We start from the raw sequence: 13,711 nt of genomic DNA, 5'->3' as shown, positions 1-13,711 counted from the left end.
CCCGCTCGCTGCCTGCGCCAGCCGGCGCCTTGCAGCAATCCACGCCGCCATCCGCCGACATCCTGCCCCCGCGTTCGCCAGTGCTGATGCGGGCGCGGGACTGCGGGAAGTCCGCGCGGATCCTCAGATCAACGACGCGCCCGCGTCGACGATGTCGCTTTCGCAGGGGATCCCCAGGAGCGCGGCGCCGGCCAGCGGAGTGAATGTATCGGCGCCGACAACGCGGCGCAGCGGCCGGTCGCCGAGCCCGGCCTCGGTGATCGCGGTGACGATTCCCTCCCCCACCCCGGCGCTGCGCCGACCTTCGTCGACGACGATCACCCGGGCGCACTCGCGCACGTGACGCGCGATCTCGGCCTCGTTGAGCGGCAGCAGCCAGCGCAGATCGACCACGCGCACCTTCCAGCCATGCGCGGCCTCGATCGCACGCGCCGCGCGCAGGCTCATCGGCACGCCGTTGCCGAAGGTCAGCACGACCAGATCGCAGGCCTGGGGCGCGTACACGCGTGGCTCGCCGAACGCCATCGCCTCATCGGGTGGCGGATACGCGGTGAGCCAGCCGCCGTCGCCGGGCTCGTGCAGATCCTTGGTCATGTACAACGCGATCGGCTCGAGGTATGCGCAGACGCGACCGTCGACGACGGCGAGCGCCGCGAGCGTGCGCAGCATCGCCGCGGCATCGTCGCCGCGCGAGGGGCAACCGATCACCAGCCCCGGAATGTCGCGCAGCGCGGTGATCGAATTGTCGTTGTGGAAGTGGCCGCCGAAGCCACGCTGGTAGCCCAGCGAGGCGATGCGCATGACCATCGGATTGCGGTATTGGCCGTTGCTGAAGAACTGCAGGCTGGCCGCCTCGCCGCGGATCTGGTCACAGGCATTGTGGAAGTACGCGAGGTACTGGATCTCGGGGAACGCGAGCATGCCCATGTTGGCGTAACCCTGGGCGAGCCCGAGGATCACGGTCTCGTCGAGCAGGGTATTGAACACCCGTCGACCGCCGAAGGCTTTCTGCAGGCCCTTGGTCACCGTGTAGACGCCACCCTTGCGGGCGACGTCCTCCCCGAACAGCAGGGCCTGCGGGTACTTCGCGAAGAGATCATGCAGCGCCTGGTTGATCTGCACCGCCAGGTGGCGACGCGGCTGCGCTTCCGGCAATGCCTGCTCGCCGCCGAATGCCGCGATCCGCGCATCCGGTGATGCGGGCCGCGTCGCCTCGGCTGCCACGGCGGCAGGCGAATACGGCGCCAGCGGCGCGATGACGTCTGCCAGGGACGCAAGACGCGGCCGCCGGTCGGCGACTTCCGCCGCAGCCATACAGCGTGCACGCATCGCCTCGTACGCCTCCAGCAAGGTGTCCTTCGACCACAGCCCGGATTCGAGAGCGATCGCCGCCGACCGCAACAAGGGGTCTGCGGCCTCGACGGCGCACAGCTCTTCGAGCGGACGCCATTCGATCTCGAAGTCGGTGCCGGCGTGGCCCATGATGCGCGTGGTGCGCAGGTGCAGGAAGGTCGGCCGGCGCGTGCGCCGGCAGTGCTCGACGGCGCGTTTCACGTCGGCATAGCCGGTGGCCAGGTCCAGTCCGTCGGCGGCGAAATAGTCGAGGTCGGGGCGATGCGCGAAGTTCCGCGCGATCCAGCCATCGGGCGTCTTCACCGAGATGCCGATGCCGTTGTCCTCGCAGACGAACAGCACCGGCGCGGGCAGCTTCTGGTAGGCGGTCCAGGCGGCAGCGTTGAACGCGGTCTGCGCGGTCGCGTGGTTGCTCGATGCATCGCCGAACGAACACACGACGATGCTGTCCTCCGGCACCGGCAGTGCATGGCCGATGCGCCGCGCATGCTCGATCGCGATCGCGGTGCCGAGCGCCTTGGGCAGGTGCGAGGCGATGGTCGAGGTCTGCGGCAGCACCCACAGCGGCTTGCTGCCCCACACCTTGTGCCGCCCGCCGCTGGCCGGGTCGTCCTTGCTTGCGGCGAAGGACAGCGCCGAATCCATCACCGGGTCCATGCCCGGCAGCTTGCGGAAGCGCTCGGCCATGAAGCCGCCGCTGCGATAGTGCAGGAAGGCCGGGTCGGTATGGCGCGTCAGCCGCGCCACCATCGCATTGCCCTCGTGGCCGCTGGAACCGATGGTGTAGAAGACCTTGTTCTGCACGCGCAGCACGCGCGCCATCAGGTCGAGATGGCGGCTGATGAGCTGCGATTCGAACAGTTCGCGGAAGCCGCGCGCGTCCAGCGCGCTGCCCTCGACGATCGCCTCGCCGTCGGCGGGCTTCGCTTCGGGGCGCCCGGCCCAGGCCCGCACGAACTCCTGGAAGTTGACGTCGCAGATCTCGGCGCGGTTGAGGCCCTTCATGCGGGCCGGAATGGGGCTGGGAACGGTCGTGAACATGCAGTGCCTTCGCAGGGGCGGACCGCCTCGGCCCGCGGTAAGGGAAGCCGACTCAGTGCGATGCGGCGATCAGCGCCGCATGCTCCGGCGCGGGAGGCGGCATCGGCACGAAGCCGGGCGTGGCGCGCACACGGATCAGCCAGTCGCGCAGCGCCCGATACGCAGTCAGGTCGAAGCCGCCGTCCGCCGCCACGCCGGTATAGGCGAACAGCGCGATGTCGGCGATGCCGTAGTCGGCACCGGTGAACCAGGGATGCCGCGACAGGTGCCGCTCCATCACCGCCAGCGCCTGGTGGCCACGCTCGCGCAGCCGCGGCAGCTCGGCGCGACGCGGCGAATCCAGCGGCGTCCACCCGCAGATGAAGCGCGCCACCGCGATGTACGGCTCGTGGCTGTACTGCTCGAAGAACATCCACGACAGCGCCTGCGCGCGTGCCCAGGGATCGTCGGGCAGGAATGCGCTGCCTTCGGCGAGGTAGTGCAGAATCGCGTTCGACTCCACCAGCACCGAGCCGTCATCGCGCACCAGCAGTGGCACCTTGCCGTTCGGATTGAGCGCGAGATATTCGAGGGTGCGGGTCGCGCCGCGGCTGCTGTCGGTCTCGATCCAGCGATACGGCAGGGGCAACTGCTCCAGCAGCAGGCGCAGCTTGTGGCAGTTGCCCGACGGCGAATAGCCGTGGATTGTGTTCATGCGCGCCCTCCCCGGTTGCGGCGCCACTGCTGGCGCGATTGCCCCCACAGCTCGACCTCCACCCCGTCGACCGGCGGCGGCAGCAGGTACCCCTGGCGGAGCAGGCGCGAGCCCAGACGCTGCGCCACCTTCTTCGAGGCCAGGTTGGCCGGCGAGATGCAGTGGATGATCTCGTCCCACTCCAGCGTGTCGAAGGCCCAGTCGATCGCGGCGACCGCGGATTCGTGCGCGTAGCCCTGCCCCCAGGCGGCGGGGTGGAAGGCGAAGCCGATCTCGTTGCCCGGCCAGCCCTCCGGCCGCCATGGCCCGACCTGCCCGAGCCACTGCCCGCTCGACTTCTCCACCACGGAAAACATCGCGAAGCCCTGCAGCGCCCAGGCGCCCGGCATCTGCAGGAAGCGCCGCCAGGCGGCGCCCCGCGTCAGCTGGCCGCCGATGTGGCGGCTGGCCCCGGGATCGGCGAACAGTTCGGCGTACCGCTCGAAATCCTCGATGCGCGGCAGGCGCAGCACGAGGCGCTCGGTTTCGATCCTCGGACCCGGATCGGCCATGGCGACATCCCCCTCCCCTGCAGGCCGCCCGCACCGGTGCGAGCGGCGAAGATGGTCAGAAAGCGTTGATGCCGGTGAGCTCCCGCCCGACCACCAGCTGGTGCACCGTCTCGGTGCCCTCGTAGGTGATCACCGACTCGAGGTTGAGCGCGTGGCGGATCGGCGAGTGCTCGGTGGTGATGCCGGCACCGCCGAGCAGGTCGCGCGCCTCGCGCGCGATGTCGATGGCCATGCGGCAGTTGTTCCACTTGGCCAGCGAGACCTGGGTGGGCTGCATGTTACCGGCGTCCTTGAGACGGCCGAGCTGCAGCGACAGCAGCTGCGCGCCGGTGATGCGGCGGGCCCAGTCGGCCATCTTGATCTGCGCGCTCTGGGTGGCCGCGACCGGGCGGCCGAACAGGATGCGCTCCTTGGAGTAGTTCAGCGCCTCGTCCAGACAGGCGATGGCCGCGCCGATCGGCCCCCAGGTGATGCCGTAGCGGGCCTGGGTGAGGCAGCCCAGCGGTCCCTTCAGACCCTTGACGTTGGGCAGGCGGTTGGCCTCGGGCACGCGCACGCCGTCGAAGAACAGCGCGCTGGTCACCGATGCACGCAGGCTCATCTTCTGCTTGATCTCCTGCGCGGTGAAACCGGCGAAGTCCTTTTCGATCAGAAATCCCTGGATGCCATCCTCGGTCTGCGCCCAGACGATAGCGACGTGGGCCAGGTTGCCGTTGGTGATCCACATCTTGGAGCCGTTGATCACCCAGTCGTCGCCGTCGCGTTTCGCATGGGTCTTCATGTTCCCAGGGTCGGAGCCGCCGTGCGCCTCGGTCAGCCCGAAGCAGCCGATGACCTCGCCCGCAGCCATCTGCGGCAGCCACCTGCGGCGCTGTTCCTCGCTGCCGTAGGCGAAGATCGGATACATGCACAGGGAGGACTGCACGCTGGCGAAGCTGCGCAGCCCGGAATCGCCACGCTCGAGTTCCTGGCAGATCAGCCCGTAGCTCACGGCGTTCAGACCCGCGCAGCCGTAGGCCTCCGGCAGCGTCGCCCCCAGCAGACCGAGGCCAGCCATCTCGGGGATCAGTTCGACCGGGAAACGTGCCTGGTCGAAGCAGTCGCCGATGATCGGCAGCACCCGTTCGTCGGTGAAGCGGGCGACCGCGTCCTGCACGGCGCGCTCCTCATCCGAGAGCAGCGCGCGCACGTCGAACAGATCGTAGGGGTTCAGGGCCATGGCGGATCGTCTACAGAGGGTAGCGACCGATTGTATCGGCGCTCCCGATCGCGTGCCCGGTGTCCGCCGAGAGGCGGGACAAAGAAAAGGGCCGGCGTTCGCCGACCCTTCTGGATGCATGTCCGCCTGACTGGCAGACGACGCGGCCTACTGGCGAACGGTCTCGGTCTCGCTGTCGAGCGTGGCCGTCATGACGCGGCCATTGATGACCGGCAGGCGATCCTCCGGACGTTCGTCCATCCGCACGGTGCGCTCGGTGCCGTCATAGACGTAGGTGACGTCGTAACCGACCGTGCGCTGTTCGTCGCCGAGCAGGATGCGGTTGCCCGGCTTGGCGTCGGTACGCATGGAACCGGTGGTGCCGTCGGGATTGCGATAGCTCACGTTGTAGGCGACCACACGCGAGGACTGCGAGGAATCCTGGACCGTGCGGCACTGGCGATCCACGCGCTCGACCACCCGGCCGCCGACGTGGTTGCGATCGACGCGATTGCCGATGAAGCCACCGGCGGTCGCACCGGCCGCCGTGGCGAGCTTGCGGCCGTTACCGCCGCCGACCTGGTTGCCGACCAGACCACCGATCAGTGCACCGGCCACCGTGCCGCCGACATTGCCATCGCGCTCGGGGAGGCGTTCCTGCACCACCACGTCCTCGCAGACCTCGCGCGGCGCGCTGCTGGTCACCGTCTCGCGGATCGGCTCGCTGCCCAGGACCGTTGCGTAGAGCTGCCCGGTTTCGGTGATCGGGCGGACGTCCACCACATCGGCGAAGTCCAGCGTGTCGCGCGCCTGCGCCGCGGCATCGGTGCCACGCGCATCGTCATCTGCGGTCCCCGCGATAGGAGCCACCACCTCGCGGCTGTTGTGGTACGCGCCAACGGCGACGCCGCCAACGAGCAGTGACGCCAGTGCGATTGCGATCGTATTGCCTTTCATCGGCTCTCTCCTTAGACCACGCGGGCCTTTGTTCGTGGAGCCGATTGCACCACCCGAACGCTGAACAGGGCCCCGAACGCGTTACCCGGACCTGACGATCCGCTAAGAGGTGTCGTGCTAGCGTCGTCCAGCACCCCGCCCCAGCACGCGTTCGCCCGGAGGCTTCCATGCCGAATCCATTGTCTGTCCCGCTCGTCGCCTGGCTGTCGCGGCTGAGCTACCCCCGCCTCTTCATCGTGGCCGGCGTGCTGTTCTTCATCAATCTGCTCATCCCCGATCCGCTGCCGCTGATCGACGAGGTGCTGCTCGGGGTGGTGACGATGGTGCTGGCCAAACGCAAGCGTGCTCCAAAGCCCGACCGCAACGCGCCATCACCGCGACCGCCGATCGATGGCGAGGCGCGCAGGTCCTGAATGTCGGGATGCTGATCGACAGCCACTGCCACCTCGACGCGGGCGAGTTCGACCCGGACCGGCAGGACGTGATCGCGCGCGCGAGAACGGCGGGCGTAATGCATCAGGTGGTGCCGGCCACCCACGCGGCGGCGTGGCCAGACCAGCGCGATGTCTGCGCGAGCGCTCCCGGCCTGCATGCGGCCTACGGTCTGCATCCGACGTTTCTCGAGCATCACCAGCCAGAGCACCTGGAAGCACTCGGTACGTGGATCGAGCGCGAGCGCCCGGTGGCTGTCGGCGAATGCGGACTTGACCATTTCGTCGAGGGTCTGGACCGGGACACGCAGCGGCGTTACTTCGAGGGGCAGCTGCAGCTGGCGCATGCACACGACCTGCCGGTGATCGTGCATGCGCGCCACGCCGTGGAGGAGACGATCGCGCTGCTGCGGCGCTTCGACGGGCTGCACGGCGTCGTTCACAGCTTTGGCGGCAGCCCCGAGCAGGCGCAACAGCTGTGGAAAATCGGATTCATGATCGGTCTCGGCGGCCCACTGACCTACGATCGCGCCCGGCGCCTGCACCGCGTCGCGGCGGTGATCCCGATCGAGCAGTTGCTGCTCGAAACCGATGCGCCAGACCAGCCCGACAGTGACCACCGGGGCCAGCGCAACGAGCCTGCGCGGCTCATACGAGTGCGTGATGTGGTGGCGCAACTGCGTGGCATGAGCCCTGACGAGGTCGCCGCGCAGACGACGCGGAACGCCAAGGCGCTGTTCTCGATCGCCTGACCGTCAGGCGACGGCGGCCGCCGCCGGTTTGAGCAGCAACTCGAGCGCGCGGCCCACGGCCGCGAACGCGAAGGCGCCCGTAATGTGGGTCGCCGCGCCGAGCCCACCGCCACAGTCCAGATTCAAGGCCGCGTCGGGTCCAAGCTGGGGCCTGATTCCGCACACGCTCCCGTCCGCCTGCGGATACCGCACGTTCTCCAGCGAATAGATCGCGCTGACTCCGAAGTAGCGTTTGGGCGTCTTCGGAAAATTGAATTCCGCGCGAAGCTTCTTGCGGATCAGCGCGAGCATCGCGTCGTGCTCGGTGCGCGACAGGTCACGCACCCGCACCAGGGTCGGGTCGGTGCGCCCGCCCGCGGCGCCGACGGTGATCACCGGCAGCTTGCGGCGGCGACACCAGGCGATCAGCTCGACCTTGCTGCGGAAACTGTCACAGGCATCGATCACCAGATCGAAGCCCCCGCCCAGCATCTCCGCGAGGTTGCCTGGCGTCACGAAAGCCGGGACCGCATGCAGCTCGATGTCCGGGTTGATCGCGCGCACGCGCTCGGCCATGACCTCGGCCTTGTTGCGGCCGTAATTGCCTTCCAGCGCCGGCAGTTGCCGATTGGTGTTGGAGACGCAGATGTCGTCCGCATCGATCAGCGTCAGTGCGCCCACGCCACTGCGTGCCAGCGCCTCGGCGACCCACGAGCCGACGCCGCCGAGCCCCACGACGGCGACGTGGCACTGCAGCAGGCGCGTGACGCTGCCCTGACCGTAGAGCCGTTCGATACCGGAAAAGCGCGCGCGCGCGTTGTCGTCCATGTGCGCATTCTAACGGGCGATGGACCGGGGGACCGCGCGTCAACGTCCGCAGCGCGGCTGCCCGGAAGCCTGGGACATGCCCTCAGCTCCGCCCCTGAATCGACCTTTCTCCTGCCGACCCGGCGATCTCATAGGCTCGTGACTCGACCGGTCGCTGGAGCAGATCGACGAATCGACTGAACGGCCGCTTGCCCTCGCCGGCACTGTAATCCTTTCCAGTAAAGGGGTTGCCCCTGCATTCACATGCGCCTGCCTAGCGTGGGCAGCGTCGGGCTGTTGCCCGCCCACCTCGCAAACGCCTGCAGCCACGGAGAAGAGCCCCATGAAAACTGGTCTGATTGCCACCACCGTACTCGCCGCATCCGTCGCGCTCGCCGGCTGCGCCACCTCCCCCGGATATTCATCCGGTTATGGCAACAGCGGGTATGGCAACAGCGGCTATGGGCGCCCTGCCAACTGCTACGACTGTGGCACCGTGACCCGGATCGAAACGGTACGCGGAAACAGCAATCCCAATATCGCCGGCCCGTTGATCGGCGGCGTCGTGGGCGCGGTCGCTGCCAAGGAACTCGCACGTCGCAACACCGACAGCGAGGGCCGCCGCAACGTTGCGATCGGCGCAGGTGCGATTGGCGGCGCGGTCGCCGGCAATGCGATCCAGAACCGCACGGAGGGCGGCAACGTCTACAACGTGCATGTACGGATGCAGGATGGCCGCACCGCCGTGCTCACCCAGAGCGACGTCAGCGGCCTGCGCGAAGGCTCCAACGTCCGGGTGCAGAACGGCCAGGCCTTCGCCTACTGATTCGGGCGAACGCCCATGAAAAAACCCGGCGCGAGCCGGGTTTTTTCATGCTGCGGATCCAGGAAAGATCAGAGCGGTGTGACAGCGTCCGCCTGCAGCCCCTTCTGGCCCTGCACCACCTCGAACGAGACCTTCTGGCCTTCCTGCAGGGACTTGAAGCCCGTGCCCTGGATAGCGCGGAAATGCACGAAGACGTCTTCACCGCTTTCGCGACTGATGAAGCCGAAACCCTTCGCATCGTTGAACCACTTGACGGTACCGTTTTCGCGACCTGCCATGTTGCTTTCTCTCCCTGGAACGGTTCGATTGCTGATCGATGGAACGCCTGTCGAGGCGGCTGGTTGCAAGGAGAACACGGGTGCGACGATGCAGCGGACCGGGCGGGACGAGCCAACACGAACCTACTTCACGCAGGGTCACGAGTCACGGTGACCTTGACAAACACAGCGACCGCAAAGTACCCCGCTGATTATGAAAATGCAATCCGGGTTTACCCCTAATTCCCCGCCCCATACAGGCCCGTTCTCGCCCCTGCCCAAGGGGTCCCGGACATGGATCTGAATGCCCTGTTTTATGTGCTGGCCGCCCTGCTCGCGGCACTGGGCCTTGCAGGGGTGGTATTGCCCGCACTGCCCGGACTGCCGCTCCTGTTCGCCGGCATGGTGCTCGCCGCCTGGGCCGACGGCTTTGAACGCGTGGGCATGTGGTCGCTGATCACCCTCGGCGTACTGACCGCGGTCTCCTTCATCGTGGATTTCTGGGCCACCGCGGTCGGGGCCAAGCGTGTGGGCGCGAGCCGACTCGCGTTGCTCGGGACCATCCTGGGCACCTTCGTCGGGCTGTTCTTCGGACTGCCGGGCCTGTTCGCCGGACCCTTCGTTGGCGCGGTGATCGGCGAGCTCGTCAGCCGCCGCGACCTGCGGCCCGCTGGCCTGGGGCGGGCGACGCAGGTCGGAATCGGCACCTGGGTCGGCCTCGCCCTGGGTGTCGCGCTGAAACTCGCACTGGCGGTACTGATGCTGGGGGTATTCGCATTCGCCTGGTGGTGGTGAGTGCACTAAAGTGCGCCGCTCGCCCCAACGCGGTTTCCCGCCTATGTCCTGTGCCGTGCCCCGCGTCTACGCGGCGCTGCTGATTCCACTGCTGACGCTGTTGCTGGGCGCATGGCTTTGCGTCGCGGGCAATGCGCATGCGACGCCTGCGGCAACCGGCGCGCCCGCCGCGATCCCCATGGCCGCGGCGCCCGTGCTCCTCGTCGATGAGGTCGACGAGGCGGGCGTTCGCGGACGACTGGAAAAAGTGTTCGACGAAGCCGAGGGGCGCCTGCTGCGCCTGGCCGCCAGCCTGCCGCTGCTGGTGGCGGCCGGGATCATCGTGTTCCTGGCGGTCTGGCTGGGCGGCGTGCTTTCGCGTCACCTGCACTGGCTGCGGCTGGGCACGCGCAACCCCTACCTCGATGGTCTGATCCGCCGGGCGGTGCGGGCGGTGATCCTCATCGCCGGCATTCTCGTCGCACTGGACCTTCTCAACGCCACCGCCCTCGTCGGCGCGATGCTGGGATCGGCGGGCGTGCTCGGTCTCGCGCTCGGCTTCGCGTTCAAGGACATTGCCGAGAACTACATCGCGGGCATATTGCTGAGCCTGCGCCGGCCGTTCCAGCCTGGGGACATGGTCAGGATCGATACCTACGAGGGCAAGGTCGCCCTGCTGAGCGCACGGGCGATGACCCTGATCACGCTGGAAGGCAACGAATTGCGCCTGCCCAACGCCCTGGTGTTCAAGGCGGTCATCCTCAACTATTCCAGCAACCCCAAGCGACGCTTCGATTTCACCTTCAACCTCGATGCGAGCCAGTCGATCCGTCAGGCGCACCAGCTGGCGATGGCGGAAATTTCCAGCATCGACGGCGTGCTCGCCGAGCCCGCGCCTTCGTCCACCGTGGTCGAGTTCGGTGCGAACGGAATCGTCCTGCGGTTCTTCGCCTGGGTGGACCAGCGGCAGAGCGATGTGGGCAAGACGCGCGGCGAAGCGATCCGCCGTGTGAAGGGTGCTTTCTGGCGGAAGGGGATACAAGGACCCAGAACCACGACCCACGTCGTGCTGGCGAGGGAGGACACGCCCGCCGCGCCGGCATCCACCATCGACGAGCCAGCGACCAGCGCTGGTGTCGACGTGTCGGTCAACCGGGACATCGATCGCCAGCTCGCCGAAGTGCAGAGTACCGACGACCGCAACCTTCTCACGCTCAAGGGACTTCATTGATTATGCGATCCACCCCCCTGCTTCCTGCCGCCCTTCTCGCAGCGATGCCGTTCGCGCATGCACAGGAGCCCGCCGTCCCCAGCAGCGCGCCGAGCTCACCCGCCACGCTCGATGCCTGCGTGGCGATCGAGCAGGACGCGCAGCGCCTGGCCTGTTTCGATTCGATGACCGGTCGCCAGGCGCGCACGGCCGACCAGGCCGATACCGCGGCGGCCGTCGCACGCGAACTGCGCAGCAATCCGGCCGTCCGCGCCGATGCACTCGCCGAAGCCCCGGGTAACCACAACCTCTATGCACACGACGGCGTTGCCACGCTGACCGATGCGATCGCCAATGCCGGCCAGGGGTCGCTGCTCGACAGCCGCTGGGAACTCGCCAAGGACTCCAAGCTCGGCATCTTCAACCTGCGCGCCTACAAGCCCGTCTATCTGTTGCCGGTGTTCTGGTCGTCGAACGTCAACAACATGCCGTCCTCGCCCAACCCCGACAACACGGTCACCACGCCCCAGGTGCTCGACAGCGTGGAAACCAAGTTCCAGCTGAGCTTCAAGACCAAGGCGGTGGAGAACCTGTTCGGCAGCAACGGCGACATCTGGATGGGCTACACCCAGAGCTCGCGCTGGCAGACCTACAACGGCGACGAATCGCGCCCGTTCCGCGAGACCAACTACGAACCGGAAGTGCTGGCGGTGTTCCGGACCGGATACGGCCTGCCCGGCGGCTGGCGCGGCCGGATGGTCGGCGTGGGCATCAACCACCAGTCCAATGGTCGTGGGGATCCTCTCTCGCGCAGCTGGAACCGGGTGATGTTCAACGTGGGCTTCGACCGCGAGAACTGGGCGCTGATGGTCCGTCCGTGGGTGCGCATTTCCGACGGCAACGAAGACGACAATCCGGACATCTCGGAGTACATGGGCCGCGGCGACATGACGCTGACCCATGTCCGCAACGGCCACGAATTCTCGCTGATGGGCCGCCACACGCTGCGCGGCGGCGACCGCTCCCGCGGCGCGGCGCAGTTCGACTGGGGCTTTCCGATCCACCGCAACTTCCGCGGGCACCTGCAGGTGTTCAGCGGCTACGGCGAGAGCCTGATCGACTACAACCACAAGGCGACCTACGTCGGCCTGGGCATCTCCCTGCTGGAGTGGTTCTGACGCCTGCGCCGCTGCAACCGCTGGATACGACAACGGCGCCCTCGGGCGCCGTTGTTCGGTGAACTGAGCCGCTTCAGGCCACCTCGACCACCGGGATGCCACCGATGCGTGCCTTCCACTCGCGCGGTCCGGTTTCGTGCACGGACGTGCCGGCCGAATCGACCGCCACGGTCACCGGCATGTCCTGCACCTCGAACTCGTAGATCGCCTCCATGCCGAGATCCTCGAATGCGAGCACCCGCGCCGCCTTGATCGCCTTGGACACCAGGTACGCCGAGCCGCCGACGGCCATCAGGTAGACCGACCTGTGCTTGCGGATCGCGTCGATCGCAGTAGGACCGCGCTCGGCCTTGCCGACCATGCCCAGCAGGCCGGTCTGGGCCAGCACCTGCTCGGTGAACTTGTCCATGCGCGTGGCGGTGGTCGGACCGGCCGGACCGACGACCTCGTCGCGCACCGGGTCGACCGGTCCGACGTAATAGATGAAGCGTCCCCCCAGGTCGACCGGCAGCGTCTCGCCGCGATCGAGCATCTCGACCATGCGCTTGTGCGCGGCGTCACGGCCGGTCAGCAGCTTTCCGCTGAGCAGCAGCACCTCGCCCGGCTTGAAGCTCGTGACCTCTTCGGCCGTGATCGTGTCCAGGTCGACGCGGCGCGCGCCGGTCGGGCTGTAGGTCAGCTCCGGCCAGTCGGCGAGCGACGGCGGTTCGAGCATCACCGGGCCGCTGCCATCGAGGGTGAAATGCGCATGCCGCGTGGCCGCACAGTTCGGGATCATCGCCACCGGCAGGTTGGCTGCATGGGTCGGGAAATCCTTGACCTTGATGTCGAGCACGGTGGTCAGGCCGCCGAGGCCCTGGGCGCCGATGCCCAGCGCGTTGACCTTGTCGAAGAGTTCGAGCCGCAGCTCCTCGGCGCGGTTCGAGGCGCCACGGGCTTTCAGATCGACGATGTCGATCGGCTCCATCAGCGATTCCTTGGCCAGCAGCATCGCCTTCTCCGCGGTGCCGCCGATGCCGATGCCGAGCATGCCCGGCGGGCACCAGCCGGCGCCCATCGTCGGCACGGTCCGGAGAACCCAGTCGACGATGGAGTCGGAGGGGTTGAGCATCGCGAACTTCGACTTCGCTTCCGACCCGCCGCCCTTGGCGGCGACGATCACGTCGACCTTGTTGCCCGGCACGATCTTGACGTTGACCACGCCCGGCGTGTTGTCCTTCGTATTGATGCGCTTGCCGGCCGGATCGGCCAGCACCGAGGCGCGCAGCTTGTTGTCGGGATGGCGGTACGCGCGGCGCACGCCCTCATGGACCATGTCCTCGACGCCCATCGTCGCGTCGTCCCAGCGCACCGACATGCCGATCTCGAGGAACACGGTGACGATGCCGGTGTCCTGGCAGATCGGCCGATGGCCTTCGGCGCACATCCGCGAATTGATCAGGATCTGCGCGATCGCATCCTTGGCCGCCGGCGATTCCTCGCGCTCGTAGGCCGCGGTCAGATTCCGGATGTAGTCGACCGGATGGTAGTAACTGATGTACTGCAGGGCATCGGCGATCGACTGGATGAAGTCCTCCTGACGGATGGACACGGGCGTCGACGACACCGGGGAGGCAGGAAGGCTGGCGGTCACGGCTGGCTCGAAGGCGGGCGGAAAACCCGCCCATTCTAGGCCATCGGCCCGGACCGGGCCCTCGGCCGGG

14 protein-coding genes are annotated in these 13,711 nt (G+C 67.6%); 6 read left to right on the top strand and 8 right to left on the bottom strand.

Annotation, left to right across the window (positions count from 1 at the left end):
- Nucleotides 1–123 precede the first annotated feature (123 nt).
- The 5 genes from EGK76_RS08870 to EGK76_RS08850 form a co-directional block, all read right to left on the bottom strand.
- Nucleotides 124–2,394, bottom strand: a complete 2,271-nt coding sequence (locus tag EGK76_RS08870) for a thiamine pyrophosphate-dependent enzyme (protein WP_123832364.1) — start codon at nucleotides 2,392–2,394, stop codon at nucleotides 124–126.
- 52 nt (nucleotides 2,395–2,446) lie between these two features.
- Nucleotides 2,447–3,088 (bottom strand): glutathione S-transferase family protein, encoded by a 642-nt coding sequence (locus EGK76_RS08865; RefSeq protein ID WP_123832363.1) that lies wholly within the window; start codon nucleotides 3,086–3,088, stop codon nucleotides 2,447–2,449.
- The gene (locus EGK76_RS08860; RefSeq protein WP_123832362.1) at nucleotides 3,085–3,639 is read right to left on the bottom strand and encodes a GNAT family N-acetyltransferase; all 555 of its coding nucleotides are present in this window, start codon (nucleotides 3,637–3,639) and stop codon (nucleotides 3,085–3,087) included. Before EGK76_RS08860 ends, EGK76_RS08865 begins: the two co-directional genes overlap by 4 nt.
- Nucleotides 3,640–3,694: 55 nt before the next feature.
- Nucleotides 3,695–4,858 (bottom strand): acyl-CoA dehydrogenase family protein, encoded by a 1,164-nt coding sequence (locus EGK76_RS08855; RefSeq protein ID WP_123832361.1) that lies wholly within the window; start codon nucleotides 4,856–4,858, stop codon nucleotides 3,695–3,697.
- Nucleotides 4,859–5,005: 147 nt separating this feature from the next.
- Nucleotides 5,006–5,794 carry a glycine zipper 2TM domain-containing protein gene (locus EGK76_RS08850; protein WP_123832360.1) on the bottom strand — a complete coding sequence of 263 codons (789 nt, stop codon included), beginning with the start codon at nucleotides 5,792–5,794 and terminating at the stop codon, nucleotides 5,006–5,008.
- Between the two features lie 167 nt (nucleotides 5,795–5,961).
- Here EGK76_RS08850 and EGK76_RS08845 point away from each other — a divergent pair, with 167 nt between their 5' ends.
- Nucleotides 5,962–6,207, top strand: a complete 246-nt coding sequence (locus tag EGK76_RS08845) for a DUF6116 family protein (RefSeq protein ID WP_123832359.1) — start codon at nucleotides 5,962–5,964, stop codon at nucleotides 6,205–6,207.
- An 8-nt stretch (nucleotides 6,208–6,215) separates the two neighbouring features.
- Entirely contained in the window at nucleotides 6,216–6,977 is a 762-nt protein-coding gene (locus tag EGK76_RS08840; RefSeq protein WP_123832358.1) for a TatD family hydrolase, read from the top strand.
- 3 nt (nucleotides 6,978–6,980) lie between these two features.
- Here EGK76_RS08840 and EGK76_RS08835 read toward each other — a convergent pair whose 3' ends face one another.
- A complete protein-coding gene (locus tag EGK76_RS08835) occupies nucleotides 6,981–7,784 on the bottom strand; it encodes a tRNA threonylcarbamoyladenosine dehydratase (protein WP_096297915.1) in 804 nt (267 codons plus the stop codon).
- 322 nt (nucleotides 7,785–8,106) lie between these two features.
- Between EGK76_RS08835 and EGK76_RS08830 the strand changes: the two genes are divergently transcribed.
- Nucleotides 8,107–8,589, top strand: coding sequence for a peptidoglycan-associated outer membrane lipoprotein precursor (locus EGK76_RS08830; protein ID WP_096297913.1), 483 nt, complete (start codon nucleotides 8,107–8,109; stop codon nucleotides 8,587–8,589).
- Nucleotides 8,590–8,657: 68 nt separating this feature from the next.
- On the opposite strand, the gene EGK76_RS08825 is transcribed toward EGK76_RS08830, so the two are convergent.
- A complete protein-coding gene (locus tag EGK76_RS08825; RefSeq protein WP_096297911.1) occupies nucleotides 8,658–8,867 on the bottom strand; it encodes a cold-shock protein in 210 nt (69 codons plus the stop codon).
- Nucleotides 8,868–9,140: 273 nt separating this feature from the next.
- Between EGK76_RS08825 and EGK76_RS08820 the strand changes: the two genes are divergently transcribed.
- From EGK76_RS08820 to EGK76_RS08810, 3 genes are read left to right on the top strand one after another with little or no spacing between them, the layout of a single operon-like run.
- Nucleotides 9,141–9,641 (top strand): DUF456 domain-containing protein, encoded by a 501-nt coding sequence (locus tag EGK76_RS08820; protein WP_123832357.1) that lies wholly within the window; start codon nucleotides 9,141–9,143, stop codon nucleotides 9,639–9,641.
- A 55-nt stretch (nucleotides 9,642–9,696) separates the two neighbouring features.
- Nucleotides 9,697–10,851, top strand: coding sequence for a mechanosensitive ion channel family protein (locus tag EGK76_RS08815; RefSeq protein ID WP_158613476.1), 1,155 nt, complete (start codon nucleotides 9,697–9,699; stop codon nucleotides 10,849–10,851).
- Nucleotides 10,852–10,895: 44 nt separating this feature from the next.
- Complete coding sequence (locus EGK76_RS08810; protein ID WP_233580238.1) at nucleotides 10,896–12,008, top strand: phospholipase A; 1,113 nt, start codon at nucleotides 10,896–10,898, stop codon at nucleotides 12,006–12,008.
- A 73-nt stretch (nucleotides 12,009–12,081) separates the two neighbouring features.
- On the opposite strand, the gene EGK76_RS08805 is transcribed toward EGK76_RS08810, so the two are convergent.
- On the bottom strand, nucleotides 12,082–13,599 hold the full coding sequence (locus EGK76_RS08805; RefSeq protein ID WP_233580230.1) for a fumarate hydratase: 1,518 nt from the start codon (nucleotides 13,597–13,599) through the stop codon (nucleotides 12,082–12,084).
- Nucleotides 13,600–13,711 lie beyond the last annotated feature (112 nt).

It is taken from the genome of Luteimonas sp. 100069 (genome assembly GCF_003813845.1).
GTDB classification, from domain to species: domain Bacteria; phylum Pseudomonadota; class Gammaproteobacteria; order Xanthomonadales; family Xanthomonadaceae; genus Luteimonas; species Luteimonas chenhongjianii.
Note: the sequence above shows the minus strand (reverse complement) of the source record. Positions and strands in the feature narration are given on the sequence as shown.